Genomic DNA, 26,790 nt, shown 5'->3' with positions numbered 1-26,790 from the left:
CCGACACTTATGTGTTGGGGGCTTTTTATTCTTGGTTCGGAACCGTGTCAGCTGTGTTAAAGGCTGATTTCGTTAGGTTCTAAATCGATTTACTTGGCTCTCTAGATGGTGAGCAACCTCAGTTAAGTCGCTCGCTGCACCTGAAATGCTGCTGACCGATTCTTGGTTGCTTTGTGCGATGGTATTGGCACCTTGCGCATTTTCACCTAGTGACTTGGTTAAGCAATCTTGCTCATCAACGGATACTGCAATTTGGCTGTTGGCTTGATTCAAATCTTGGATGTGTTGGTTAATCACATGCAGGTTCTGAGAAGCTTGTTGTGCCTGAGTGGAAGCATCTGAAACCGTGCTGTGACTCTCTTTGATCGACTCTAACGCATCTTTAGCGCCACGCTGTAACGAGGTGATGAGTTCATCAATCTGGCTCGCAGAATCTTGAGTACGCTTAGCTAGCGTTCTCACTTCATCGGCTACCACGGCAAATCCACGACCTTGTTCACCCGCACGGGCGGCTTCAATGGCAGCGTTCAATGCCAGTAGGTTGGTTTGCTCAGAAACGCCCTTGATTACTTCGAGAATGGCACCAATGTTCATAGACTCTTTGTGTAGGTCCGTCACTTTCTGGCTACTGACCTGCATGCTTTCATCGGCACTGCCAATTTCATGCAGTGTTTTGTCTACTTCTTTGAGTCCCATCGCGACATTCTCGGTTGCTTGGTTGGCAACTTGAGAAGCGTGGTTAGCACTTGCAGCAATTTCTGATGTGCTGGAAGCCAATTGATCAACGGCAGAAGAGATGTTGATCATTTCACTGTTCAATTGTGTTGCGTTGGTCGAACTGTTATTTGTCACCTGATTGAGTGACTCCGACATCTCACCAATGCGCACACTAGAGCGGTTCACTTGGCCAACAATATCGCGCAGAGATTCAATGGTGATCTCCATATTAGTCAGCAGTTCGCCAATCTCATTCTTGCTCTCAATGTTCACTTCCACATTCAAGTTACCTTGAGAAAGCTCGTTGGTGATCTGTTTAACCTGCGCGATGCCTTTGGTAATAGAGCGAGTCACCAACACGGCGCTCGTCATACCAATAACTAAAGCCACACCCGTCAGCAAGATGATGATTTGAATCGAACGCTTTTCACTGGCTTGCAGTACTGGCGTGAGCGCTTGTTTCTGTTGCTCGAGAATACTTTGAGCATCCGCGACCGCAATCGCTAAGCTGTCACCAATAGAGGCGAGGGTAGCGGTTCTTTGGGTGTTCTCAATCATCTGTTGATGAACTTGCTCAAAGCCTTTTGCATACGCTTCGCGTTGGTTCGAGAAGTCCTCAATCAGCTCACTTTGATAAGGCGATGATTTGAGAGACTCAATATCGCTTTCAATACCTGGTAGCGCGTATTCAAAGATATCTTTACCCGCTTCATAGGTTTTGAGGTCGTTGTTGTTTGAGTAACTGAGTACGGTGATCTTAGCTGCGAGAAAGTTCTCCATCAACATGCCCGCGTATAAGCTCGCGTTTGGATCGTTGTTATTATATGACTCATACAACAAGCTCTGAGCCGCTTTCAGTGCGTTAGTTTCTCGTTTGACCATCTCAACGTTTACCAGTTGGTCAATGAGGAGCTCACTCTGTTTCATTGACCCATAAGCCACATCAAACGCCGCCACGCTGTCTTGCACTAATTGCAGGCTAGCTAGGCTATCGGTTTTGGTAGTGGATTGGATTAAGTTGTTGAGCAGATCATCAATCGCAAGTTTGCTTGATTGATAATTCGTTTCGTACTGTTCATCCAATGACTCTAAGTAACGTTCAGAAGCTAAACGCATCTGAAGAAAGTGCACTTGAATGTTGCTTGATAATGTCGCTTTTTGGCTGAGTTCACTGTATTGGCTAAAGCCGTTCGACAAGGTTTGAATCCCTTTGTAACTCACAAAGCCTGAAATGACGAAAAAGAGCAAGCAGATGGCATAACCCAGCTTGATCTTGAGCGCTATAGAAAGGTGGCGCATAACTATCCCTATATTTACCTGATTCCTTCACTGTGGAGTATTTCATAAAACAGCGTTCTGGGCATGCTTGAAGTGAATTCTTTGTGTAATAAGTAACGCTTTAGTTAAAAAATTCAGGTTTTTCGGCATGCTTTCAACGAGTTGCGTATTTGATGGCGCGTGTGTCATTGGGCTAATTTAGTATTAACTTCCATGCACATGATGCGATTTGTCGGTAAAATGGTGCAACGTCAATTTTAGACATCGACTCCAAAGGTACGAAATGAACCCTTATAAGCTCTATTTAGTAACGGATGACCAACAAGATTTAGAAACGCTTAAGTTCGTGGTTGAACAAGCGGTTGCGGGTGGCGTTACTATGGTCCAAGTAAGAGAAAAACATGGGGACGTAAGAGCCTTCATTGAACGAGCACAAGCGGTTAAGTCGATTCTGGCTGGCTCAGGTGTTCCGCTGATCATCAATGACCGAGTGGACGTTGCATTGGCTGTTGACGCTGATGGTTTGCACTTAGGGCAATCGGATATGCCTGCAGAGTTAGCACGCCAGTTGATAGGTCCAGATAAGATTCTTGGGTTATCCATTGAAACTGAACAACAGCTACAAGAAGCCGATAGTTTACCGATTGATTACATTGGCCTCAGTGCGCTTTTTGTCACACCAACCAAGACGAATCTAAAGAAACATTGGGGTTATAAAGGCATTCAAATGGCTTTGGAAACAACGAAGTTGCCGATTGTGGGTATCGGTGGAATCAACGAGTCGAACATTCCGCAGTTGGTTAAGACAGGTATTCATGGATTGGCTTTGGTGTCAGCGATATGTCACGCAGAAAGCCCAAAACAAGCGACGCAAAAACTGCTATCTCTAATGGGAGAGTGAAGGGGGAGTAGATACTAGAAAACAAATGAGGTTGGTCATCTGTTTTCTAGTGAAAGCACAAGCATGGATGGGTGCTAGATGTGCTTATCGATAGAGTATTTAAGGTGCTCTATCTAACACATTGTTTGGCTATTGAATGCACAGAGCAACCGTGCCGATGACCATAAGAACAATCGCCGCGTACCAACCGTATTGTGCAGTTTTATCAGCAACAAACACCTTAATGTAGTTGATCTCTTCATGCGCCATTGCGATGAAGTCCGTGTAGTTAATCGACAACTCACGGCTAGCCTCTTTCAGGTCTTGTTGAAGCTTGTTGAAAGACTCATCGATGAAGCCCTTTGTTTCCGAAGCAGACGGAGTAGCAGTTAACGCTAGGCTATTCCAAACCGCCATACGCGATTCATATTCGCTTTCACTGACACAATTAAGTACGCGTAAATCATACTCTCGTTTGTTACGCTCTTTACCCATTTTCTCAGGGCAAATATTTCTTAAAACGTTCACGACAAATTTTCCAAAAGGTTCATTTAGATATAAAAAAGCACTCAAAGAGCGCTCATAAACTGGGTGCGAATTAATATTCAAAAAGTGATCTATTTGAAACCGATATAAGCAACGGCAAGGCTGAGCGCTTATCTGGGAGATTTGAAGTTGGGTCAGTGGTGTTAAAGAGCGATTTGGGCCTGTCTATATTCGTTTGAAAAGACAAACCCGTTGGGATCGCATAGTAGTTATGTCACTTTGGGACATCAACTAGGGTGTTTTATCCACACGACAAAGATATTTATCGGCAAGATAAGCAGAAATGAGGTAGCGGTGGTGAGTTCAGCGCCGATATTGAATCTATGAATTGACGATGTGTGAAGAACAGGGGAGGCTAGTTAGCCTGCCATTGATTGTATTGCAGTGAGTGTCCCTTAAGCTTCTCAATAAGGCTGGTGAGTACTGGGCCGTTGATGTGGCTGCGAGACACCAAACATCCCACTGGAGTAATCCAACCCCCATGCTCGTGTGAGACAGGTAACGCCACAAGGTCGCCTTTTTGAATGCCTTCCATCACCATCATCTCGGGCACATTAGCCCAACCCACGTTCTGTTCAACGAGATCAACAATGGTCTTGTGGTTGTTGGCATACCAAAGCATCGAGCTAATACCGTAGGTGAACCACAGTTCGCGCTGCTTTGAGCTGCGATGCACACATTGGCGATAGCGCTTGAGGTCTGAGTCTTGTACTACCGACATTTGGCTGAGTTCATGAGTGGCAGAGCTAACTGTTAGGAAACGCGCTTGGCCCAGCAAGAAGAAGTCCATATCGACTTTAAGTTCGCCGTCCGCGTAGATAATACCAATCTGTGCTTTTCCACGTCTTACTAGGTCTTCAACATCAAAGGTTGAAGTGGCAATGATATCGAAGTGTGTGATCGGGAATTGATCGGCCAGTGAGCTGATTATCTTAATGAAGTTCTTGTCTATGATGCTTTCATCAACCGCAATGATCAGTTCGTGCTCATCTTCTTGGGTCAGCGATTCTACTTTTTGATCGAAGTACTTTTGCTGGTCAAGAATGGACTTAGCCACAGGCAATAACGCTTTACCTTTACTGGTTAAAACGGGGATGTTTTTCTCTCTGTTAAACAGCTCTTGGTCAATGGCAATTTCGAGGTTAGCGATCGACTGGCTGACCCCAGACTGAGCGCGTTTCAGTTTGCGAGCGGCGGCAGAGAAAGAGCCACTTTCACACACGGTGACGAAGACTTTTAGTTGCTCAAAACTGTACATGTTATCTCTCGGTCAATACAAAATGGGGTACTTATACTTAAGCTATCACTAATCGTGATGGCTGTTAACTTTCTCTTATTGTTTTCGGTGACATAATCTCGACCAATCCAGCACGTAATAGATTATTTAGAGGAATGTATGAGTACGTTAGAAAGAGTGTTTCACTCTGTGTTATTTGAAGTATTGGCCGTCACACTATCAATTATAGGCTTAGCGATATTTACCGATCATGATGTGAATACCTTATCAGGAACCATGATAGTTGTTGCGACCATCGCGATGATTTGGAACTACTGTTTCAACCGCATTTTTGATCGCTACTTCACGGGTGAAAAATCAAAGCGTTCGCTAAAGTTACGTGTTTTTCATGTCGTGCTATTTGAGGCAGGCTTGCTGGTGGCGACGATCCCAGTGATGGCTTACTTACTTGATGTGGGGATTTGGCAGGCATTTTTAATGGATATCGGCGTGACCATTTTTATTACCATTTACGCGTTTGTGTTTAATCTGATTTACGATCATATACGAGCATTCTGGGTACGCAGAGCGGACTTAGCCGTTCAGTAATCTACCAAGTCAGTAAACACGAGTTTGGCTACTAACCGTTTGTTTATTCGTTATTTTGACGGAGACATCCGGTTAGTAGGTCTAGGTAACGCGGCGTTTGTTCTGCTATCTTAAAAAAGGTGATAATTTGAGTTCGTGAACGAATAGATAAGGGAAAGGATGCCAAATACCCCTCAGATAATGACAGTTGTCGATAAGAAAGAAGTCGAAGTGTTCGCGGAACTGTTCAAACATATTGATGGTGAAATCTACACCTTACTACGCAGTGCCCAAATCCCTAATGATATTCTCACCAGTAATGACCATTACGATTATCTCCCTGAGACAACAGTTAAAAACGTGGTCAAGATTATGGGGGAATCTGCGTCGAGAGAAGAGTTTTCGCTGTTTATGTGGAGTTTTTGCAAGCAAACCTATGTGCCAAGGTTTGTGGCTAAGCTAAGCCAGCAGGATTCATTGAAAAACGCGCTAGACCAATTTGGTGAGCAGTTGAAGCTCGTATCCAATGGTGCGAATGTCTATACCAAGCAATCCGGAGGCAAGTGGTGGTTGGTTCGCGAGAAGCCATTTACTAACGCACCTTGGTTTAAGTTCGCTGAACTGTTCTCTGTTATTTTCATCAACGAGCTACTTTCAGTATTAACGCAAAGTCGTTGGAAGCCGTCTGAGGTTGGCATTCAGAATGGCGATCTCGAATGCTTTCAATCTCTACCACAAATGGGCAGTGCTCAGTTTTATACGCATAGACCGGTCACTGCCTTTGAGATCCCTGAAGACATCATGCTTGCACCGATTGTTTTACCCAAAATTGCTCAAGTATCAGATCTCACTAAGCCTTTACCTAGCTCATTCCTGAGCGCTTTTAAGCTTGTTATTAAACCTTATCTCACGATGGGGAAACTCCCAATTAGCTTAGCTTCTGAGATTCTGAATATTCATGTCAGAACAATCCAGCGTCGGTTGGAAAATGAAGGGGTGGTCTACAAAACCTTGATTGAAGAGATGGTTCTTGAGCAGGTCTTGGAGTTGCTAGAGCAGTCCGATCTATCGATCACGCAAGTGGGCGCGAAGATGGGGTATTCCGATTCTTCCCACTTTACCCGTGCCTTCAAACGACAGATGAACATGACGCCAAGACAGTACCGAAAAGAGCACAGCTAACGCCGGTAAGCAGCAGTACCAAGCTACCAGTAAGAGCTTCGGCAATAACCGCTCCGCAGCGAAACTCTAGCCAGTAAGTAAAAATTCCAGCCAGTAAGCAGAAACCGTAGCCTGAACGCATAATTATTTATTGTCACCAAATGGCCATTTATCAACCTTGAACACTGGCAGTATCACTACTAAGTTATTGAATGTTGATGAGTTGTTTTTGCCTCGATTTTTTCCCGGAATTTTGATTAGATTTTTGTGATTATCGCGGCTAACAAAAACACCTTTGAAACCTCATGACACTCATTAGTAGTTACGGAATCGTTATGGGAAGTGGACTCCACTCATAAACGGAATCAAGGTGTATAAATGAAAAATGCAGGCTTAAAACTCTCTGTTGTTGCTCTTTCGTGTTCATTTGCTCTATCTGCAAATGCGGCATCAACGTTATTTACCAATGTTGATATTTTCAATGGTACAGAAAACAAACTTTACGAAGATCATCACGTACTGGTTGAAGACAATCTAATCAAACAAATTTCGGCAAACCCAATTGAAGCCCTTGAAGCTAAAGTGATTGATGGCGAGGGCAAGACGTTAATGCCCGGCTTAATCGATGGCCATGCTCACGTTATGATGAACTATAATTTTGGTGACATCGAAACCAATAAAGATCTCACCGACATCTCTATTCATGCAACGCAAGTGGCTAAGCGCTACTTAGATGATGGTTTTACAACCGTCCGTGATATGGGCGGACCTGCTTTCGGTTTGGCTCGCGAAATTGAGAGTGGCAATGTCGTTGGTCCTCGAATTTATCCGTCTGGCGCATTTATCTCTCAAACATCAGGTCACGGTGATTTCCGAGATAGAAGTGATCCCGGTTTCACGCCTAATTTGGTAGGGGATATTTCTAACTTCGAAAGAATGGGCATTGGCGCTGTAGCCGATGGCGTGCCTGAAGTACTCAAAGCGACAAGGCTGAACTTACGCAATGGTGCGACTCAGATAAAGATCATGGCCGGTGGTGGTGGTTCATCTCGATTTGACCCGATTGATACAACTCAATACTCGGTAGACGAAACCTGCGCCATCGTTGAAGCAGCAAAAGATTGGAACACTTATGTTGCTGCGCATACATTCAATGATCGCTCGGTAAATCGTCTGCTTGATTGTGGCGTAAAAACCTTCGAGCACGGGTTCTTTATTAATGACGACACGATGAAGAGAATTGCAAAAGAGGGTGGATACGTTGTTCCACAGATGTGGGGACTATCACCAGATCTAGCAAAGAATCCACTTATGCCTGCAGAAAAACTGCCGATGGTTGCTCAGCTTCAAGAGCAGTATGGTGACTACGGTAAACGCCTACTTGAAAATAACGTGAAGGTTGTTTTTGCATCAGACTATGTAGGTGCAGACTCGGATGCCGAGAGAGCTCGTCGTTACGAAATTTACTGGAGAACAGAAGCGTTTGGTAGCAACTTCGAAGTGCTGAAACAAATGACTTCTACAGCTGGTGAAATGTTAGCGATGTCAGGTCCTAGAGGCACAACCCAAGGTAAGTTAGGTGTCATCGAAAAGGATGCCGTTGCAGATATTCTACTGGTAGATGGTAATCCACTGGAAGACATGACGGTATTAGGTGCGACCACCGAGTGGTTCGACGCTGATCCTGAATACAAGACTATCGATACGATTAAATTGGTAATGAAAGATGGCGTTGTATATCGCAACGAAATGTAATCTTTGGTTTGATGTTTAATAGTTAGGTAGGGGGAATTTCTCCTCTACCTAACGTAGTTTTACGATGTTTGTGTGAGGTAAAGTGTCATGGTTATTTTGAAGCCAATTTGTTCTCTGTTTGTATTGTGTTGTTTGTCATTTTCATTATTGGCTAGCGAAGTGAAAGTTACATACTGGGACGAGTTAGTTCCAAGCATGGAGTTGATAGAAGACCCATTTCAAAAGCTTGATCGAAATCAGATGTTTGATATGGCGACCATTGCTCGCTTTAAAGACGCGCAAACTGAAGACGGTTTTGTCGCAAGTGACGAAGCAACGCAAGAAATAATTGAAGTGACAGAGAGATTGAGAAAGCAAGACGTCGATGTTGAAGCGCTGTTTGTTGCTCGTGAGCAAATTATGAAGCAACGAGAAGCGTTAGGTTCTAAACCAAATAATGAGGTTGTCGGTAGTAAGCATCGAATCCCTGGCTATATCACTCCGATTGAAATGGACGGAACTAAAGTTACTAAGTTCTTCTTAGTGCCTTCTGCAGGAGCTTGTATCCACACACCACCACCTCCAGCGAATCAATTGGTGCTGATAGATTACCCTCAAGGTATTGAATTGGTGAGCTTAATGACGCCAGTTTGGGTTGAAGGTGAGTTAACAGGGCATCAATCGAAAGAAAATGTGAATTACTCTGACGGCGCAGCCAACGTGCAGTCGGTCTATGCGATGAAAGCGGACGGTATAGAGCAGTATCAACCTTAAGCTAGCGCATCTAGTGCGCTCCAATCTCATGTTGGAAGTATTTAAATCACCCCGTGTCATCAAATGACAATTTTCAATGTGAGTAATAACTAAAATAAAACTAACTTAAAAAGCACTGGTGACATGATGAACTCAAGATTCTCTAAAATAAGTATGGCTATTGTGATGGCGGCAAGCCCAATGAGCGGCGTTGTTTACGGCGCTAACTTTGAAGGCCCAGATTCTGTTGAAAATACAATTGCAGAGCAGAAAGCACAAAAGAAATCTTGGAGGGAGTCATTAGCTGAAGATGGTTTTACTTTTGGTGCGGATTACTTTGCTTTGGGGCTGACCTCAGTGGATGGGGTCAACGGCGATAGCGTTGATGCATCGTCGGGTGTGGCACGATTATACGGCTCATGGCATCTATTCGGAAAGGACACACAGAACTCAGGTAGCTTAGTTTGGAAGGTGGAACATAGGCATGCCTATGGTGATACTGCGCCAAAAGACTATTCATTCGGCCCACTTGGCTATGTCGGTTCAATTGGCCCTGCATACAGTGACCAAGGGTTTCGTGTTACGGACTTAAATTGGAAGCAAAAAATCAACGATGGCAAAGGCACTATTGTTGTCGGTTGGCAGGATGTAACGAACTACGCCGATGTTTACGCTCTAGCAAGCCCATGGTCTGGTTTTACTAACTTGGCATTCTCGACAGGCTCTGGTGCGATGGGCTTACCTGATGATGGTGTACTTGCGCTTTCTGCTGGTCATATGTTGGGCGAGAATTTTTATGTCGTCGGTGGTATCGCCGATGCAAATGGTCAGTCAGATGATATTTTTGATGGCTTTGATACCGTTTTTGGCAGCGATGCCTCTTACTTCACAACACTGGAGTTAGGCTGGACGGCTTCGCAAGAGCAGATCTACACCGATAACTTCCATGTGACGTTATGGGATTTTGGTGACGATACGCGCCACAGTAATAGCCTTGCTGCGGAAGGTGGCTCGGGCGTTAACTTCTCATGGAGTCAGTTCATGACTGATCAAGTGATGCCGTTTGTTCGTGGTGGTTTCTCTGAAGGAGATGTTGCCCTTTACGATAAGTCGATTTCTGTTGGTATGGGGTACTTTGGATTAGGAAAACCGACCAACAACCTTGGTGTAGCGCTAAACTGGGCGGAAGTGAATGGTGATTCTTTTGCAGCTGATGCGAAAGCAATAAGCGGTAGCACAGAGCAATGGACAGCGGAGATCTACTACAACATGCAGTTTGGTGACCATTTCCAAGTAACGCCTGACATCCAGTACATAAAGGATCCTGCATTCTCCAATGAAAGCAGCGCTTGGGTGTTTGGTATTAGAGCGAGAGTATTTATCTAACAGCTTTGCTTGTTAATCGCTGAAACGTAAAGAACAGATGTAAAAAGTGAGCCTTGATAGGCTCACTTTTTTGTCTTAGGTCTGAATCAAAAGCGGCTATGCTTTCTCGGCTTTGGGCGTATCATCAAGTGCGAAGTAGATCTTTGAAACAATAATCTCTGCGACCAAAATAGTGAATACCACAGCGAAGAACGCCACCACACCATTCCAAGGGCCTGTGAAGTCTACCTTGTCTCCAAATAAGATATTGATGGCTTCCAACATCACAAACTTAGAGCCCACCAAAATCACGTAACTGGATAATCCGCGATAAATCTTAGGCGCAGTCCCCGGTTTAGATTTGAAGTAATCCGCCAGCTTATGTTCTAAGCCAATAGACAGTTTGAGCAGGAGTTGTAGCAGAATCGCAGCTGCAAATGAGATGGTGAAAGACTCGATATTGACGAAGTCCCAGTATTCATCAAAAAAATTAAGAACGGTTAAATCGACGAGTACCGCAAGCGTGTATCCGACAAAGAGTCGTTGGGGCGTATTAAATCCATATACTTTTTCTATATTGCTCATCTACTTCTTCCTGAGTAAAGGGTTATAAAAAACTTAGGAGTTAATCCTATAATTTTCAACCGCTTATTGTTTTATATGCGAAACAGGTCTTAAAGTCAGTTTGGCGCATTATGGTAAGTAAGGGTTTTAAGAATGATCCAAGATAAGACTCCAATTTAGACAGAGGCGCATATGATTATTCATTTTAGAATCCAAGACGTAGAAGAACTTTGGGGAGCCATCGATTTAGCAACGCTCTTGCAGTTGGAACTGAGAGCAGTATCAACCACACCGTTAACTCTCTGATTGAATTAGTTAAGTTACCAATTACACTTAAAGCATAAGTTTGAATGGAGTCAACTTAATGCTTTCACCCCTATCGCACTATCCCCGTTATATTATTCTGCTCTTAATGGGCCTCAGTTCTTCCTCGGCCTATGCATCCAATGAATTGATTCAGAACCGCTTAGAGAAGATATTTTCTGTGTCAATTGCGCTGACTGACAGCGATGCCATTTCAATTGGCTTTGTGGATTTTGATCCTAATTCGTTTATCAACTTAAACGACAGTGGTTTTGGATCCGATAAAACCATCGATACTCGAAGCCAAGTGAGTGTGGGCTCCATCCCTTACTCTTCCGTGATTAAAACGGATGACCCTGACTTTGACCTTATTTGGTCTGTGCGAGGGTCTTATGCGCTTTCTGAACAGGATATTGAGATCTCATCAGATGTGACTCCTGACCGTCGTGTTAACCCAAATGAAGACTCGGTATTGAGCCTGTATGGCTTTTTTGGAGGGCAAAACCATTTAAACCAACATTGGTCTATCGCCTATGGCTTAGGCACTCACTTGCTCTATTACCGCAATAAATACGAATACAACAACAGCTACTCTCAAGCATTTCAATCTCAGCTAGACGGCTACGCGTTGAATACATCAGCATGGGCGCTTGTTGCAGAACCTTCAGTCAAACTTCAATACTTGCAACCAAAGGAGTGGGGCAGTTGGAATGTGTCTTCAAGAGTTCGTTACTTTTATGGAACAGGCTGGGGCGAAGCGAACGATGGCGATATCGGTAACCCAGAAGGGATGCGATTCATTAATGAACTAGAGTTTAGGCAAAATGTAGCGCTCGATGCTTGGTCGCTGAATAACCCTCAAATCCACTATAACTTAACAAGAATCGATGTCGCGGGTGATTTGACGGCTCCTTTAGATACGCACTATTACTATGAATTTGGGGCAGGATTAGTATTTGATGTGCCTTATGACTCTTACTTTTTTGACAACTTCGGGATTGGAATTAACTTCAATTATGGCAGCTCACTCAGTGGCGGTAGCTTGCTATTCTTACTCAATAATTAGCATAAGTTGTTGATCTTCAAAGTACTCATATAATTTGAATTTGTATGTGTCGTAAAATGGTAAATATCTTAATCAAAACTTAGCCATCATAGTCATTCGCCCATCATCAGAGCAAACTATGAACAAGTTAAGTTATGACCGAAAAATGCCGCTATACGTGGTGTCTGCACTTGTCCTCAATATGGCATTTAGCTTGTGGTTGCTGAGTATTGCTTCTACGCCAGCCATGGTTTTTTCGGTGTGCGCCTTGTTTTTACTTAGCACTCTGATTACCGCACGCCTTTATCGACATGAAATGGCTCAAAGTAAGAATAACTTGTCGGAAGCGATCATTGATGGTGTCGCAGGTTTTATCGTCCTCGATAGTCAATTGAGAGTCATACAAGTCAATCAACAGTTCTCTCGGGTTTCAGGTTATGCCTTTGACCAAGTTGAATCTCGTCCGATTTCTGATCTCTGTTTTATGAATAACAGCAGCCTAATCGCGACCATTACTCGCTCACTAAAGGAAAACCAGAGATGGAAAGGTGAGTTGAGTGGCGTCAGTCGACTTGGTGAGCAGTTTACCGTTAACGTTGTAGTGGAAAAACTAACCGAAATCCTGCCGCATAATAATAAGTACGTGGTGACCTTTACGGATATAAGCCGACGCAAGATATTGGAGCGTCGATTAAGAATGCTGGTCGAAACCGATTCACTGACAGGGTGCTGGAATCGACGCCGCTTTGATAACGACTTAAAACATTATTCAAACCTGGCAGAGCGTTATGGTTACACGCATTCCTGTTTGGCGTTGATCGATTTAGATCACTTCAAGGCTATCAATGATAATCACGGTCACGACCAAGGTGATTCAGCGCTGAAAGAGGTCGCTGAGCTGCTGAGAAACAATAGCCGAGACACTGACATCGTTGCGCGAGTAGGCGGAGAAGAGTTCGCTATCTTGATGCCTGAAACCAATTTAGCAGAAGCGTTTGAGGCGATGTATCGATTGAAAGAAGTGATTACCAAAGGGACTACATTGAATCTGACCGTGAGCAGTGGTGTGTCTGAAATACAGGCGCAAGCCGAAGCGACCTATCGCAGTGCAGATAAGGCACTTTACCGCGCTAAAGGTAACGGGCGAAATAGAGTGTGTAGCTCTAGCTCAGGCTGTGCGACCTCCATAGCGCTTGGCTAAGAGTTGGTCGCACTTAGCTAATCGGTGAGAGTGGTATCTAAGCCGAGATTGAGCGTTGGTAAATCTTCGGCGTAAGGCCAGACACACGCTTAAACGCACGGGAAAAATGAGAGATGTTGGTGTAACCGAGCTGGCTAGAAATGTAGGTCAGCGTGTGGCCTTCTTCCATCAGCTCGCAAGCCACAGAAAACATCAGGTTCTCTTTGATCTTTCGATAAGTGGTGTTTTCATTCTTGAGTTTGCGTTGGAACGTTCGCACTGAAAAGTTGAGCAGCTCTGCCGCCTCTTCAAGAGAGAGGTCTTGCTCTTTCATGTACGGTTTTAGAAGCTCATAAATACTATCGGTAAAGCTGGTATGCCACTCAATAAGTGTCGGCTTTGCACTGAGGTCTTTAGACGTAAGACGGATTGGGAGTTGTAAGATCTCATCAGGAATCTGCACAGCAGTCGACGAATGATCAACAAACAGTTGGCAGTTACTTGATACCAGTGTTTTGACGACATCGATGTCATGCCCTTGCAAGCGAACCTTAGTCGGTAACCATGGTGATTGCGACAAAATGGTTATTAACTCGATGATATAAATAACAGCGAAAGCTTCGCCCCATTGAAACATGGGAGAGTTGTCTTCCGGTGCTGTGCGGCAAAACCAGCTCTGACCGTGTTCTTGGATAAACTCGACTTTGCTGCCTGGTGAATCATAGGCAAAGATTGAATTGATCTGTTTTAGTGCATCACCAATGGTTTCGAATTCGGTAAATTGATGCAAGACATTTGGGATGATTCGACGTCGAAATGCGAGTCCGAGAATATCGGTGAACCGAGAAACACCAAGTTGTGCGGATGTCAGATAAATCAAACGTTTAATCGATTCTGATGGCACGAAGTCGCTTTCTGATTCGATGAGATCGGGCGGCAAACCAGAATCTTTGAGCAAAAGGTGAAGGTCGAGACCATAGTCAGAAAAAACCTGAACCAGAATTTTGGCGTAGTTCGTTTGAATTACCGGGACTTGGTAGTGACTAGAGCTCATTAGAATACAATCCTGTATATATTGTCGCATTATTAGACGTGCATATCATTTGCAACGTTTTGTTTACTAAATCTAACCCTATTTACTTGAGTTTTCCATTACCGGGTTTATTTTTAAAGTATTAATTTTGTTGATGTTAGTTATCTAGAAGGGAGTCCCATGTCAGAAGTCAACGGGAATACGCAAGAAGCCAAGGAAGAAGTTGGCCAGCAAGAAAATGGAAAAGACAAAGTAAGAAAGGTCACCAACTACTTATTATTGTTCGTGGCGTTCATGTTGATCTTCAGTATTATTTCAGACCGCATCATTCCTATTACTGATAATGCTCGTGTAAAAGGTTATATCGTTCCAATCAAGCCTGAGGTGTCGGGTAAAGTACTCGATATTCTTGTTCAACCTAACCAACTCGTTAATCAGGGCGACAAGTTAGCCATTTTAGATGAGTCTGATTACCAAATAGCCGTCCAGCAAGCCGAGCAAAATTTAGAGATCGCTGGCCAAAATGTCGGTGCGCAAACCGCGAGCATTGCTTCAGCCCAAGCAAAACTCACTTCAGCGATTGTTGAAAGACAAAACACCAAACTGCAAGCTAAGCGTGTTTTAGAGATGGCCGATAAAGGTGTCGTTTCTAAATCAGATGCAGATAAAGCGCGAGCAGCATTAGCAACGTCTCGTGCGGCGGTTGTGAATGCAGAAGCTGACCTTGACCGTGCTAAGAAACAAATGGGTAAAGAAGGCGAAGAAAATAGCCAAGTGAAAGCGGCGTTGCTGGCACTTGAACAAGCTCAATTGAACCTAGAGCGCACTGTGATTACTGCACCGACACAAGGTGGTGTCTCTAACTTTAGCCTGTCTGAAGGTTTCTATGCATCAGCAGGGCAAGCAATCATGACCTTTGTTTCAACCGAAGATATTTGGATTGAAGCTTATTATCGAGAGAACAGCCTAGGTAATGTAACGGTCGGTGATGAAGTTGAAGTGGCGTTAGATTTCGCACCTGGCAAAGTGGTAAAAGGGCGCGTAAGTAGTATCGATTGGGGTGTTGATTGGGGGCAAAATGACCAAGCAGGTAAGCTTGCTCAAGCTAGCCAACAAACGGGTTGGTTGCGCCAAACACAGATGCTTCCTATCACCATTGAATTTGATAATGAAGAAGTGACAGGCATGCTCCGAGTCGGTGGCCAAGCGGATGTGATTGTTTATAGCGGTGACAACTTTGTGTTCAACGCGATAGGCAAAGTATGGATTCGTTTGATTAGCGTATTGTCTTATGTCCGATAAGCCGATTCCTGACCAACAAACACAGCAACGTATCCTGCGATTTACGGTCGGGGTTACGTTGGCTGTTTTCTTGGCGGCGTGGATAAACTGGCCACTTGCGTTTGTGGCGCCAGTGTTCACAGCTAAGTTCTTAATTGATAAACCAAATCTCCATAAGGAAACGGTCTACGAATTGCTCTTGGCCGTTGTGGTGACAATGGGGTTAGGTTTATTGCTGTCGCGAGGAATTACCCATTACCCAATCCCATTGCTGATTTTAGTGGGGCTAATGATGCTTTGGGGCTACTACTTGTTTGTCGACCCCAAATGGAACCTGTTCGCCACCATACTGTTGATTGCGGTCTTGATGTTGCCATTCATGGCGATTGATAACCCTGGCGTTTCAGTCATGCTGGCCTCTGGCTTAGCGACCTCTGGTGTGGTTTCAGTCATGCTTTTTGCGTTAGTGCATGTGTTTTTCCCTGAGCCTAAATCGGCGTTTTCTGGCTTCGCTGCTGCGCCACTCGAAAAGAAACAGCGTTGGTATGCAGCCTTTAGGGCGATGATCATCTCCTATCCAGTGGTTTGTTTTTTCTTTATCTTTCAAATATCTGAAGCTTTACTGACAATGATGTTCATCGCGTTGTTATCGTTGATGATTACGTCAGAGAAGTCGATAAAGTTGAGCGCTTTTCTGGTGATAAGTAACGGTATCGGAGGATTGCTGGCGATTGCTGCTTTTTCAATTCTTTCTATAGTACCCAACATTGTCTTCTATTCTTTGTTTATAGGACTTATTGCCATTCTTATGGCTACCAAGATCTACACGGTTCCCGAAAAAGCACCTATTTTCGCCACTGCATTTAGTACGTTGCTCGTACTTGTTGGTAGCACATTGATGAGCTCCGGTGACATCGATAGCAACACCCTTATACGCATATTCCAATTAGTGTTAATTGGCATATATATGATTTTGGCTTCTCTATTCCTAGAAACACGGAATTGGAAGTTCCTACAAAATCAGCCTTAATTTTGTCTAACAAGGACGTCTCATGAAGTTAACCGATGATTTTTCAAAACAGGCGATAGACGCTGCCATCAAGATCGCAGCGATTGCCATGCTCGTGTATTGGTGTTTTTCGATTTTGCGCCCATTCATTCTTTTGGTGATATGGGGTGCGATCATTGCGACTGCGTTGTATCCAGTGGCGGTCGCAATTTCAAATAAAACCGGGATGTCGAAAGGTAAAGCCAGTGCATTGCTGAGCTTTATTGGTGTGATTCTTCTATTTATTCCTTTGGCGGCGCTTTCTTCTGGTATCTACACCAGCGCGACTGACCTGATGACAGGCCTTCAAGATGGCACATTGTCATTGCCTAAACCGAAGGAGTCTTTACAAGATATTCCATTAATAGGGGAAAAGGTTTATTCAACCTTGGTTGCCGCCTCCAACAATATTGAAGGCACTTTCATAAAGTATGCAGATGAAGTTAAACAGTTCGCGACGAAAGCCGCTTCTGTTCTTGGCTCTCTAGGTGGCGGCTTTATTCAGTTCATTATCTCCACCATCATTGCTGGTGCATTCATGAGTAATGCCGATAAATGCAAAACCGGCGTGACTCACTTAGTGGCGCGTTTGACGGGCGGTAAAGGTGAAGAATTGGTAGAGCTCTCTAAATCGACCGTGCGAAGTGTTGTGCAAGGTGTGATTGGTGTGGCTGTGATTCAATCCATGATGTCGGCAATCGGTTTGGTGATTGCAGGCGTTCCTGCGGCTGCGTTTTGGGCGCTAGCTGTGCTGCTCATTGCGATAATCCAACTGCCACCGATTCTTGCTCTATTACCTGCGATCATCTACATGTTCAGCGTTGAATCGACACTGGCGGCGAGCTTGTTCTTAGTGTGGTGTATTTTGGTGAGCGGCAGTGACGCTATCTTAAAGCCAGTATTGCTGAGCCGTGGCTCTCACATTCCAATGTTGGTTATTCTATTGGGCGCGCTGGGCGGCATGGCGATGTCAGGCATCGTCGGTCTGTTTGTCGGTGCTGTGATACTGAGTTTAAGCTATGAGCTTATGATGGCGTGGCTTGGACTTGAAGAGAAAAACCAAGAAGAAACTGAGGAAAAACCTGCAGAGGTCGAGGAAAAATAGATGAAGCCAGTCTCTAAAGACGACAACTTCTACTTCTTATTCTATGCACTGTTGGTGTTGTTTTTTGGTTGCGCGGTGATGCAGCAGTTTTATCCGCAAGGCCAAAAAACAATCCTATTTCTTATCATTATTACGTTGGCGAGTTCAATTGCAGGTATTCATAAAGAGCGAGCCTTGTATCGCTCTTGGTACGGACTGTTATTGATTACGGCGCTCGTGTCTGGTGTGTTTTCGTTTTTGGAAGGTTATAACCTGTCGATAGTGACGCTATCGGCGCTGGCTGTGTTTTTGTTTTCACACATTTACTCAGCGTTGAAGCAGGTGATGAAAGCAAAAACGGTGACGCCTAATCACATCATCGGCTCAATCTGTATCTACTTGTTGTTAGGGTTTGCTTGGTCGACCATCTACTTGTTAATTTTAGAGATCTTTCCGAATGCCTTTAACGGGTTAGAAGAGCAAGTCTGGCTGACAAACTTGTTCAATGCGATGTACTTTAGCTTTATCACCTTGACTACGGTTGGTTACGGCGACATATCACCAGCTCTGCCTATTGCTCAGTTCTTCGTTTTTATGGAATCCATTATCGGCAGCTTTTACTTAGCTATCATGGTGGCGAGTTTGGTGAGCATTCGACTTGCACAGTCTCAGTCCCAATAGAGCATTTACAAATAATAGAGCACATACAAACAAGCCCGACAATTGCCGGGCTTGTTCTATTTTATGAGCTTCAAAGTCTGTCTAAGTTTGAACTCTTTGCGGGCGATGAACCTTAAGCTTCAGTACCTTGAATCTTCTCTAATTCAGCAATAGTCGTTTGCGATACAAGCTGACCATCCATGTAATAGGTAACGTTTTGACCGTCTTTGATACCCGTTAGAGTCGCTGTTTCACCAGACGTATAGACGATGTCCATTTGAATCGTGTTTTCGTCGATCTTAATCATTTCACCCGTTTCAATGGTGCGATTGTTTGAAATTGGGCCGACAGGGGCTTCTTTCAGGCTTGGGTCCAGCTCATCGTTCACTTTGAAGTGCGTGTCTGTTTTTGTATCAAATACGTGTGGTGAACCGCTGATAGGGTTTTTACCTGTCCAGAATTCAAGTGAGTTAAATACCACATAGTCTGCTGCGGTTGTAATACCGTATACAGGCGCTAATAAGAAGTTTACACCTGCACGAGCATAGCGGTTATCGACAACTTCAACGTTAAATTTCATCACTTTCCCTGTTACGGCGTTACTACCGATACAACCAGTTAGCGCAGAAGCCAAAACCGTTAGTCCTACAATTTTAAGTGCAATCTTTTTCATTTTAGTACCTGTATAAGTTAGAAGTCTGTTTCGTTGGAACAGGTGTAGTATGGTTTTTATTCGATGGTCAGTTTTACCATTTGGCGCCACTGACGATATAAAATGCACTCGGACTTTTGGCATAAATCTAGGTATAAAGTGAGGTATAAAAATGGGCACAAAAAAAGCGCGACCTAATAGGGCGCGCTTTGGGGTATTTAGATAAGTCGCAATGAAAACAACGACTCCAATATAGAGTTACTTCATCACGTAGGTATAAGCCGATACGACAAGCCAGCGGAAAAATCGAAATAAAAGGGTAGTGGCTTTAAAGGCAAACTTGGCAATGGATACCATTGCTTCTGCACCAATGCTTACGAACTTATGCAAATCGGATTCTTTGTATTCTGAATAGGTCATCTGTTTTCTCATTTCTCGCGGTTGTCTTTCATATGTAAGTAACGACTCCTGTCTGGCGATATCCCCTGAGGCGTAATGTACGAATTTTCGCCGGTGGAGATTTACCATTTCATGCCATATAGATTAATAACTAGCCAAAAGAGAAAGGGCTGGGAGAATTTAACGGCATAGCGAGGTGTAACTGATCAAGTTACCGAAAAAACGAGGGTAATAGTGGTATGATCGCGGGCTCAGCACCATAAGTGATAAAGAATAGGAAACAGAATGACTCACCTTACCGAACAGCAAGAAGCTGCAATGGCGACGTTTAAGGAAAACTTACACCTTCCAAATGGTGGTTTTCATAAACTGATTATCGAGCTAAGTAAGGAATATCAGCTGCCTTTCCAAAAGGTGCGTGCGGTTTTAAAGAAAGCTCAAAAAGACGTTGAACGACAAATACGAGAAGACTTTACCAGTGTTGATGACGCAATACTGAGCCAAGCGAATTGGGTAAACATCATTAAGTCGAAGCTTGTTGAGTTAGCGGAAGAAAACCAAACGGTTATGGATAAGCTGCAACAAAACCTGAAGTATCAAAAAGTGTTGTCGGCAACCGAGGGTTCAATCGCAAGTGAAGACGAACGTGACGAGTTGATTGAAGAGTTGATTCAAGCTTATGAGAAAGAGGTGTTCAAACCGTTACTGGCGATGCTGCATACAACGAAGCTGTATTGGAAGCTAATGCTGGTGGATGAGACATGTAAGATGAATGAGGAGAATCGTGAGAAATTCAGTGATTACCCTCAACACATGCAAGCTGCAGAACACTTATATACTCTTGATCAGAAGTTAAGGTCGATGCCGTTAACTTATTAGTCCATGAATGCACTGATAATGACTCAGTGGTGATTCAGAGTTCGATATAAGTTGGTTTCGATAGAAGTACGATAACCTAGCTAGCGTTAGCCGCGTGTGAAATGCAAAAAGGGCTAGGTTTCTGATCTGTTTTACTTCTACTCTATTTTGTTCTGCTAGAGCGAATTGAGGGTGACATCTTTTACATCTTTGGGACTAGATGGTGTTTCTTTTGTAGCCTTTGGGAAATGCTATAGGAGTGTGAAATGTCCTAGGGTGTTTCCGTTGCCTGAAACGATAGTTCCGATGCTTTCTCGTTCATTAAATTCAAAGTCGATGAGATAACTGTGATGTTGTAGCTTGGGCAATATGTGGCGGTGGAGTATATCGCTATTGAGCTGTCGAATCTCGGTGACCCATGAAATCTCTTCTTTGTGTAAGTCTATTTTAATCTTGAGCATTTATTACCTTTTAGTTTATTGACTGTTTTTTCGCGTGATAGTTGGTACCAATGGGTTTGTCGTGTTGTTCTGCGTGACATAACTGTGCCTTGTGTTTATTACATTTGTATTTAAGTGATCGATCTATTCTGACTTCGCTGACAAAAGAGCAAATGACGAATAGAACGGTAGTAGGATCGAATTTAAAAGCTATTGAATGACTATCTGGGTGAAAGCTGACGCAGAGATGGTGTAACGAGGGAATCGAGAACTGTCTATGTGGAACTTGGACTTACTTTAGCATTAACAGCTCTATAGATTAGAGCCAGATGGCGAACTATACGCCTAGTTTTTAAAATTACAACCCTAATTTCAATTAAATTCAAAAATATTTTTGGGTGATTTACCATCGCTTACTGAAGGTTAAATGAGCGAAGGTCGGCGGATTTACCATGATATCAGACTGAGGTTTGGTTTTTCATCTATCCGTCTTAAGTGTAATTAGTGATTTAAATTAAATGGCAAAATCAATCAAGCTTAAGTGGCTGTTATATATCATCTTTACATTGTAAATCACAAATCGTAACTTTTGGGCTAAGTGTTGTGATTGCAGGGCTTGAGGGCTTTGTTTACACTTAATGCTTATGGATATATTAGTCGTATTTACCCTTTATCTGATCTACGGTTTGGCTTTCTTCGCCATCGGTTTTTCTGTTGTCTTTAGAAACTATAAAAACAGCCAGATCAGTATCTCCAAACTTCTCCCGATCCTTGCCATCTTTGGCTTTGTTCATGGTGTTCATGAATGGTCTGAACTTTATTTGATTCTCTATCAAGACCAATTTCAACGTTCTCAGTCGATCGAACTCTTCAAGGTTTTCAAGTTACTCTTTTCTTACCTCGCCTTAGGCGCTTTTGGGTGGAAAATGCTGGATCTGTTTGACTGGCGTTGGGTGAAGTGGGGCAAGATCTTCATTGGGCTGTTGCTGGTCGCGTTTACTTTGAGCTTGGTTGATCGCTTTGATGAGCAAGCATTTACCGACTACATCAACATCAGTAATAACCACATCCGAGTGTTGTTCGGCTTAGGTTCCGGCCTGTTGGCTGGCGTCACCATGATCATTTACGGCAAACAGTTTTATGATGTTGAACACCAAGCCGCGTCTCCTTTTGTTTATACCGGCGCTGCGTTGATCTTCTATGGTATTACTTCGGGCATTTTGAGCTCTGAATACGGCATCTGGGTTATCTTCTTAAGAACAATGTGTGCTTTGGCAACGCTTCATTTCTTGTGGAAAGCGCTGCGAGTGTTCGATAGAGAAAGAGAACTGCAAATTGAAGCCATGGTGCATCGCTCCTTTCAAGACGAAAAGCTTAAGGAATTAGGCGAGCTGACTTCAGCTGTTGCTCATGAAGTAAAAACACCGCTGAGCAGCGCAATGATGAGTTGCGACTTACTCGAGAAAAGACTGCCTGATGATGAGAATGTGGCTAGGCAATTGGTGAGGATCCGCAGTGGTATCGAGCGCGCCGCCCATATCAGTCAAGAAGTGCTGAATTATGCCCACCATCGAAAGGTGTCATTCAAAGCGGTGGGTGTGCGAGGTTTATGTCAATCGTCGCTTTCGCTGGTGGAATACCGACTGTCAGACTTTGATATCGAATTGGATGTTAGTAAGAAATTGCAAGTGCATGGCGACGCGATTCATCTAGAAGAAGTGCTCGTCAATATACTGGTAAATGCTGTTGATGCGAGTGAGCATACCAAGAGTATTTCTATCTCGGCGTATCCATTGGGCTCTAATGTGATCATAGAGCTCACCAATCGTGGCCCTGCTATTCCGGAAGATGTGATCGAGAAAGTGATGCAACCTTTCTTTACCACTAAGCCGGTAGGAAAAGGGACTGGAATGGGGCTGGCTATCTGTCGACAAATCATGACGCAACATCATGGTGAACTTACCTTGCATAATATTGAGAACGGTCTCATGGTGCGACTACAACTACCTAAGGCAACCCAATGAAATTAAAGCTATTGCTTGCAGAAGATGATGAGCAATTAAGAGAAGTGTTGGTCGAGGCGCTGGCACTCGAAGAATTTGACGTTGTTGCGTTTGATAATGCAGAAGATGCGTTGGATGCAGCAGGGGAGGAGACGTTTGATCTTGCCTTGTTTGATGTGGTGATGGGGGGCATGACAGGTGTTGAAGCCTTATCTAACTTGCGCCGATTGCAACCTAAAATCGGGATTGTGATCACCACGGCGTTCGCGACTGTGGATGTTGCCGTTGATGCAATGAAAAAAGGGGCGGACGAGTTCTTAACCAAACCCTTTAATTTGGCGGCACTGTCGGTAACGCTTAGAAGGGTTTATGCGGAACGATCTCCGCAGACTCCTGTGGAAGAGCGCAGTAACGACCAGGTGTTTAGTGCATTAGCTAACCCAATTCGACGTGCGGTGTTGAATCACTTGAGTATTCATCAGAAGTTAAAATTTATGGATTTATGCCGCGTTGTGGGAATTGAAGACCATACCAAGTTCAATTTCCATTTAAGGCAATTGGTGAATAGTGGATTGGTGAAAAAAGGAGAAGGCCGTATTTACTCCCTCACTCGTCGCGGAAAAGAAGTGCATTCGAGCATGCTCAAGTAAACGCTGAGGTTTTTATTATCTTTTTGATAAATAAGGATTAAAATCTAAATTTCTTACCAACCGTTTTTATGGTTCACGCAAAGAATATCGTGGGCCATTGGTGTGTTCTGTTCTTGGCTTCTCCATTCCATATCCTCGTTATATCGCCGTTTTTGTACATTCATACCTGCCATTGTTAGCAGCCTAACAAAATATGAATACTCACTTTTACGTTTCTGAATAATAAAGTTGTTGTGTCGCCAATTTAGTGCAAATATAATTGATAATAGTTCTCACTTGCGTTACAAGTTTGTTGTCAATCCAATGACAGACTTTAAATTATCGTTATTTAGCAGTTGTGTACGCCCCATGCTCGTCTATGAGTAATGTGACTTTCATTGTCATGAGTGGTGGTTTGTCTCAATGGCAAAGGAAGAAACATGAAGAAAACAATCAATTCAGTTCGCCAGTTATTGAGCGGGCTTGCCATCGTTCTAGCATCATCATTCATGATGACCGCGCATGCGGAAACCGTCACCATTGAGCATGTAAAAGGCACTGCGCAGTTTACTGAAGTACCACAGCGAGTGGTGGTTCTAGGCCACGGTAGCTTAGACGTGCTTGATAAAATTGGTGTGCAGCCAGTTGGCGCGCCTCATAGCTTGCTGCCTGATTACCTAGCTTCTTACAAAGATACTACGGCAAATACAGGTTCATTAAGCGAACCTGATTTTGAAGCTATCTACATGTTGAAGCCTGACATCATCATCGCGGAAAACCGCATGCTTAAGGTTTACGACAAACTGGCACAAATTGCTCCGACCATCATGTTCTCTATTGAAGGCGACAAGTACTGGGCTGATGCTCAGCAAAACTGGCGTGCGCTAGGCGACATCTTTGGTAAGCAAGCTGAAGTTGAAGCGATCATTAAAGAGACTCAAGCTTCTATCACAGCGGTAAACGACAAAGTAGCGTCTGACGAAACTTCAGCAATGATGCTAATGAACAACGGCAACAACATTGCGATGTTCAACAAAGGCAGCCGTTTCTCAATCATCTTTGATGACTTTGGTTTCGTGGAATCAAAGAGTGCAACCGTGGCTCCGATCAAGGGAACACACGGCAACCTAATCTCTTTTGAATACATTGCTGATGCAAAACCTGAAGTGCTTTACGTGCTTGACCGTGAAAAAGCGATTGGCAAATCAGAAGGTCGCGCTCAACAACTGTTTGATAATCCACTGGTTGCGGCAACACCTGCAGCGCAGCATGGCAACATCGTTTACCTTGATTCAAGTGCTTGGTATCTGGCTGGTGGCGGTGTGACAGCGATTCACAGAATGCTTGGTGACATTGAACGTACGATTCAATAGTTACTAACTATCAGATTTTCGGGCTTATAAGAGTGTTCTTATAAGCCCTTTTTCACTTTTTTATACGGGTTACCCGAGACCTACCTTTAGTATTATTTCTATGTTGAAACCCATTGCAGCTGCTGTATTTCTTGTTGTGTTATGCGTTGCGTCATTGATGATTGGAGTCGCTGAAATCAGTTTTAGTGACTTCTTCAATGGCAACCAACACGCCAACTCTATTTATATTGTTAGTCGGATCCCTCGACTACTCGCGATCGTGCTTGCCGGAGCGGGATTGAGTGTTTCTGGTTTGATCATGCAACAAATCGTACAGAACAAGTTTGCCGCGCCTTCGACGATGGGCACCATTGACTGTGCGATGTTGGGCTACATAGTCGGCATTCTAGTGCTAGGCAATGCTGCGCAATGGAGCTACTTAGGCTTTATCTTCGCGTTTGCAGTGTTTGGCACCATGCTATTGGTTCGCTTCCTACAACACCTTAAGTTTAAGAACGCGGTATTAGTGCCTTTGATTGGCATCATGTACGGCAACGTGGTTTCAGCGTTGACCACATTTATCGCCTACAAACACGACTTAGTACAAACCATGTCTGCATGGACGATGGCGAACTTTGCGAGCGTGTTGCAGGGCAGCTATGAAATCCTTTATCTCGCAGTGCCTGCTTGTGTGCTGGCTTACTACTTTGCGAGCCAGTTCAGTGCGGCGAGCATCGGTGAGAGCTTCGCGAAAAACATCGGCTTGAATTATCAGAAGATTGTCTTCATTGGTGTTGCGCTGGTTGCTATCTGCGCATCTTCTGTGGTGATGATCGTTGGTGTAATCCCATTCCTTGGCCTTATCGTGCCGAATATCGTGTCGCTGATGATGGGCGATAACATGAAGAAGATTCTGCCTTGGACGGCCTACTGGGGCGTGATCTTGGTGTTGGCTTGTGATCTGTTAGCTCGAATCGTCATCTTCCCTTATGAGATTCCAATCTCGATGGTAATCAGCATCTTTGGTGGCTTGATTTTTATCTACCTAATCATGAGAGACAAGTCGAATGCGTGATTCAGTAAAAATTGCGATTTTGGCTATCGCGTCTTTGGGTATGACAGCGTTATTCATCGGGCAGGGGCTGACATGGGATAACTACGAGTTCTTCTTGTCTCTGCGACTACCAAAACTGCTGTCGATTGTGTTGGCGGCAGTAGCGATCTCTGCGTCGTCACTGGTTTTCCAAACCATCACTAATAACCGAATTCTAACCCCATCCATCTTGGGCTTTGACAGCTTGTATATGCTGGTACAAACGGTACTTCTGTTTGTGTTTGGCAGTGCGAGTTTCTGGGTGATTGATTCAATCGCAAACTTTTCGATGTCTGTGACTGTCATGATTTTGTTCTCGTTTGCTCTGTTCCATTTCTACTTCAAGAGCAAGCGAAATAACGTATTCACACTGCTTTTGATTGGCATCGTATGTGGCAGCGTATTCTCGAGTTTGTCTAACTTCTTGGCGATGTTGATTGACCCGAACGAGTTCGCGGTGCTGCAGAATGTGATGTTCGCAAGCTTCAATAACGTGAAAGGCGAGTTGGTTTACCTCAGCCTTATTCCTTTGGGTTTGAGCTTGCTTGGCCTTTGGTTGCTGGCGCCTAAGCTTGATGTACTTTGGCTTGGTGTTGATAACGCGACAAGCTTGGGCGTGAACACCAAGCGACTGACTCAGATTACTTTGGTGATTGTGTCAGTGATGGTCGCGGTGTCTACGGCTCTGGTTGGCCCTGTGCTGTTCTTTGGCTTGATCACCGTGAGCTTAGCTCGCCAGATATTCCGATCTTATCAGCATCGTGTGCTTATCATCGCAAGCAGCTTGTTAGCGATCGTTTTATTGGTTTCTGGCCAATGGTTTATCGAAAAAGTGATGGCGTTTGAAACCACAGTGAGTGTGATCATTAACTTGGTCGGCGGTTTGTATTTTATGTTCTTGTTGTTACGCACCAGAATTCAGTAAAGG

26 protein-coding genes are annotated in these 26,790 nt (G+C 44.0%); 18 read left to right on the top strand and 8 right to left on the bottom strand.

The window, feature by feature from the left end:
- Positions 1 to 72: 72 nt before the first annotated feature.
- On the bottom strand, positions 73 to 2,016 hold the full coding sequence (locus MSG36_RS10900) for a methyl-accepting chemotaxis protein (protein WP_086968361.1): 1,944 nt from the start codon (positions 2,014 to 2,016) through the stop codon (positions 73 to 75).
- A gap of 262 nt (positions 2,017 to 2,278) precedes the next feature.
- Between MSG36_RS10900 and thiE the strand changes: the two genes are divergently transcribed.
- Positions 2,279 to 2,896, top strand: coding sequence for a thiamine phosphate synthase (thiE, locus tag MSG36_RS10895; protein ID WP_248367741.1), 618 nt, complete (start codon positions 2,279 to 2,281; stop codon positions 2,894 to 2,896).
- Positions 2,897 to 3,025: 129 nt separating this feature from the next.
- Here the strand turns inward: thiE and MSG36_RS10890 are convergent, their stop codons facing one another.
- Positions 3,026 to 3,370 carry a hypothetical protein gene (locus tag MSG36_RS10890; protein ID WP_017064409.1) on the bottom strand — a complete coding sequence of 115 codons (345 nt, stop codon included), beginning with the start codon at positions 3,368 to 3,370 and terminating at the stop codon, positions 3,026 to 3,028.
- 406 nt (positions 3,371 to 3,776) lie between these two features.
- Positions 3,777 to 4,679, bottom strand: a complete 903-nt coding sequence (locus MSG36_RS10885) for a LysR family transcriptional regulator (RefSeq protein WP_248367739.1) — start codon at positions 4,677 to 4,679, stop codon at positions 3,777 to 3,779.
- A 138-nt stretch (positions 4,680 to 4,817) separates the two neighbouring features.
- On the opposite strand from MSG36_RS10885, the gene MSG36_RS10880 reads away from it, so the two are divergent.
- From MSG36_RS10880 to MSG36_RS10860, 5 genes are all read left to right on the top strand, one after another.
- A complete protein-coding gene (locus MSG36_RS10880; RefSeq protein ID WP_065681706.1) occupies positions 4,818 to 5,246 on the top strand; it encodes a PACE efflux transporter in 429 nt (142 codons plus the stop codon).
- Positions 5,247 to 5,426: 180 nt separating this feature from the next.
- Positions 5,427 to 6,407, top strand: coding sequence for a helix-turn-helix transcriptional regulator (locus MSG36_RS10875; RefSeq protein ID WP_348983444.1), 981 nt, complete (start codon positions 5,427 to 5,429; stop codon positions 6,405 to 6,407).
- A 357-nt stretch (positions 6,408 to 6,764) separates the two neighbouring features.
- Positions 6,765 to 8,141, top strand: coding sequence for an amidohydrolase family protein (locus tag MSG36_RS10870; RefSeq protein WP_048606124.1), 1,377 nt, complete (start codon positions 6,765 to 6,767; stop codon positions 8,139 to 8,141).
- Between the two features lie 159 nt (positions 8,142 to 8,300).
- The gene (locus MSG36_RS10865) at positions 8,301 to 8,894 is read left to right on the top strand and encodes a DUF3299 domain-containing protein (RefSeq protein WP_248367735.1); all 594 of its coding nucleotides are present in this window, start codon (positions 8,301 to 8,303) and stop codon (positions 8,892 to 8,894) included.
- A gap of 153 nt (positions 8,895 to 9,047) precedes the next feature.
- The gene (locus tag MSG36_RS10860) at positions 9,048 to 10,259 is read left to right on the top strand and encodes a carbohydrate porin (protein ID WP_248367732.1); all 1,212 of its coding nucleotides are present in this window, start codon (positions 9,048 to 9,050) and stop codon (positions 10,257 to 10,259) included.
- A 96-nt stretch (positions 10,260 to 10,355) separates the two neighbouring features.
- Here the strand turns inward: MSG36_RS10860 and MSG36_RS10855 are convergent, their stop codons facing one another.
- The gene (locus MSG36_RS10855; protein WP_004731619.1) at positions 10,356 to 10,823 is read right to left on the bottom strand and encodes a hypothetical protein; all 468 of its coding nucleotides are present in this window, start codon (positions 10,821 to 10,823) and stop codon (positions 10,356 to 10,358) included.
- Between the two features lie 343 nt (positions 10,824 to 11,166).
- Here MSG36_RS10855 and MSG36_RS10850 point away from each other — a divergent pair, with 343 nt between their 5' ends.
- Together MSG36_RS10850 and MSG36_RS10845 are read left to right on the top strand one after the other, a co-directional pair.
- On the top strand, positions 11,167 to 12,171 hold the full coding sequence (locus tag MSG36_RS10850) for a Solitary outer membrane autotransporter beta-barrel domain (protein WP_248367730.1): 1,005 nt from the start codon (positions 11,167 to 11,169) through the stop codon (positions 12,169 to 12,171).
- A 118-nt stretch (positions 12,172 to 12,289) separates the two neighbouring features.
- Positions 12,290 to 13,351 (top strand): GGDEF domain-containing protein, encoded by a 1,062-nt coding sequence (locus MSG36_RS10845; RefSeq protein ID WP_050632972.1) that lies wholly within the window; start codon positions 12,290 to 12,292, stop codon positions 13,349 to 13,351.
- A 37-nt stretch (positions 13,352 to 13,388) separates the two neighbouring features.
- Here MSG36_RS10845 and MSG36_RS10840 read toward each other — a convergent pair whose 3' ends face one another.
- Positions 13,389 to 14,384, bottom strand: a complete 996-nt coding sequence (locus MSG36_RS10840; RefSeq protein WP_248367729.1) for a helix-turn-helix domain-containing protein — start codon at positions 14,382 to 14,384, stop codon at positions 13,389 to 13,391.
- A 159-nt stretch (positions 14,385 to 14,543) separates the two neighbouring features.
- Between MSG36_RS10840 and MSG36_RS10835 the strand changes: the two genes are divergently transcribed.
- From MSG36_RS10835 to MSG36_RS10820, 4 genes are read left to right on the top strand one after another with little or no spacing between them, the layout of a single operon-like run.
- Positions 14,544 to 15,665: an HlyD family secretion protein gene (locus tag MSG36_RS10835; protein ID WP_009844846.1), complete on the top strand. Its 1,122-nt coding sequence runs from the start codon at positions 14,544 to 14,546 to the stop codon at positions 15,663 to 15,665.
- Positions 15,655 to 16,674, top strand: coding sequence for a DUF2955 domain-containing protein (locus MSG36_RS10830; RefSeq protein WP_048606138.1), 1,020 nt, complete (start codon positions 15,655 to 15,657; stop codon positions 16,672 to 16,674). The genes MSG36_RS10835 and MSG36_RS10830 overlap by 11 nt, the downstream gene beginning before the upstream one ends.
- 22 nt (positions 16,675 to 16,696) lie before the next feature.
- The gene (locus tag MSG36_RS10825) at positions 16,697 to 17,797 is read left to right on the top strand and encodes an AI-2E family transporter (protein ID WP_048606140.1); all 1,101 of its coding nucleotides are present in this window, start codon (positions 16,697 to 16,699) and stop codon (positions 17,795 to 17,797) included.
- Positions 17,798 to 18,457 (top strand): potassium channel family protein, encoded by a 660-nt coding sequence (locus tag MSG36_RS10820; protein WP_017064414.1) that lies wholly within the window; start codon positions 17,798 to 17,800, stop codon positions 18,455 to 18,457.
- 112 nt (positions 18,458 to 18,569) lie between these two features.
- Here the strand turns inward: MSG36_RS10820 and MSG36_RS10815 are convergent, their stop codons facing one another.
- Together MSG36_RS10815 and MSG36_RS10810 are read right to left on the bottom strand one after the other, a co-directional pair.
- The gene (locus MSG36_RS10815) at positions 18,570 to 19,109 is read right to left on the bottom strand and encodes a DUF3332 domain-containing protein (protein ID WP_017061899.1); all 540 of its coding nucleotides are present in this window, start codon (positions 19,107 to 19,109) and stop codon (positions 18,570 to 18,572) included.
- 237 nt (positions 19,110 to 19,346) lie between these two features.
- A complete protein-coding gene (locus MSG36_RS10810; protein WP_248367728.1) occupies positions 19,347 to 19,508 on the bottom strand; it encodes a hypothetical protein in 162 nt (53 codons plus the stop codon).
- A gap of 264 nt (positions 19,509 to 19,772) precedes the next feature.
- Here MSG36_RS10810 and MSG36_RS10805 point away from each other — a divergent pair, with 264 nt between their 5' ends.
- The gene (locus MSG36_RS10805; RefSeq protein WP_248367727.1) at positions 19,773 to 20,366 is read left to right on the top strand and encodes a hypothetical protein; all 594 of its coding nucleotides are present in this window, start codon (positions 19,773 to 19,775) and stop codon (positions 20,364 to 20,366) included.
- Positions 20,367 to 20,596: 230 nt separating this feature from the next.
- On the opposite strand, the gene MSG36_RS10800 is transcribed toward MSG36_RS10805, so the two are convergent.
- Positions 20,597 to 20,806: a hypothetical protein gene (locus tag MSG36_RS10800; RefSeq protein ID WP_004731601.1), complete on the bottom strand. Its 210-nt coding sequence runs from the start codon at positions 20,804 to 20,806 to the stop codon at positions 20,597 to 20,599.
- A gap of 623 nt (positions 20,807 to 21,429) precedes the next feature.
- Between MSG36_RS10800 and MSG36_RS10795 the strand changes: the two genes are divergently transcribed.
- The 5 genes from MSG36_RS10795 to MSG36_RS10775 all read left to right on the top strand — a co-directional run bounded on the left by MSG36_RS10795 (position 21,430) and on the right by MSG36_RS10775 (position 26,787).
- Positions 21,430 to 22,809 carry a HAMP domain-containing sensor histidine kinase gene (locus MSG36_RS10795; protein WP_050619684.1) on the top strand — a complete coding sequence of 460 codons (1,380 nt, stop codon included), beginning with the start codon at positions 21,430 to 21,432 and terminating at the stop codon, positions 22,807 to 22,809.
- On the top strand, positions 22,806 to 23,438 hold the full coding sequence (locus tag MSG36_RS10790; RefSeq protein WP_248367726.1) for a response regulator: 633 nt from the start codon (positions 22,806 to 22,808) through the stop codon (positions 23,436 to 23,438). The genes MSG36_RS10795 and MSG36_RS10790 overlap by 4 nt, the downstream gene beginning before the upstream one ends.
- Positions 23,439 to 23,857: 419 nt before the next feature.
- Complete coding sequence (locus MSG36_RS10785; protein WP_048610912.1) at positions 23,858 to 24,790, top strand: ABC transporter substrate-binding protein; 933 nt, start codon at positions 23,858 to 23,860, stop codon at positions 24,788 to 24,790.
- A gap of 100 nt (positions 24,791 to 24,890) precedes the next feature.
- Positions 24,891 to 25,844 carry an iron chelate uptake ABC transporter family permease subunit gene (locus MSG36_RS10780; protein ID WP_048606150.1) on the top strand — a complete coding sequence of 318 codons (954 nt, stop codon included), beginning with the start codon at positions 24,891 to 24,893 and terminating at the stop codon, positions 25,842 to 25,844.
- Positions 25,837 to 26,787, top strand: a complete 951-nt coding sequence (locus tag MSG36_RS10775) for an iron chelate uptake ABC transporter family permease subunit (protein ID WP_136978264.1) — start codon at positions 25,837 to 25,839, stop codon at positions 26,785 to 26,787. The genes MSG36_RS10780 and MSG36_RS10775 overlap by 8 nt, the downstream gene beginning before the upstream one ends.
- Positions 26,788 to 26,790 lie beyond the last annotated feature (3 nt).

It is taken from the genome of Vibrio sp. 1CM8B (assembly GCF_023161685.1).
In the GTDB taxonomy this organism is placed as follows: Bacteria; Pseudomonadota; Gammaproteobacteria; order Enterobacterales; family Vibrionaceae; genus Vibrio; species Vibrio coralliirubri.
Note: the sequence above shows the minus strand (reverse complement) of the source record. Positions and strands in the feature narration are given on the sequence as shown.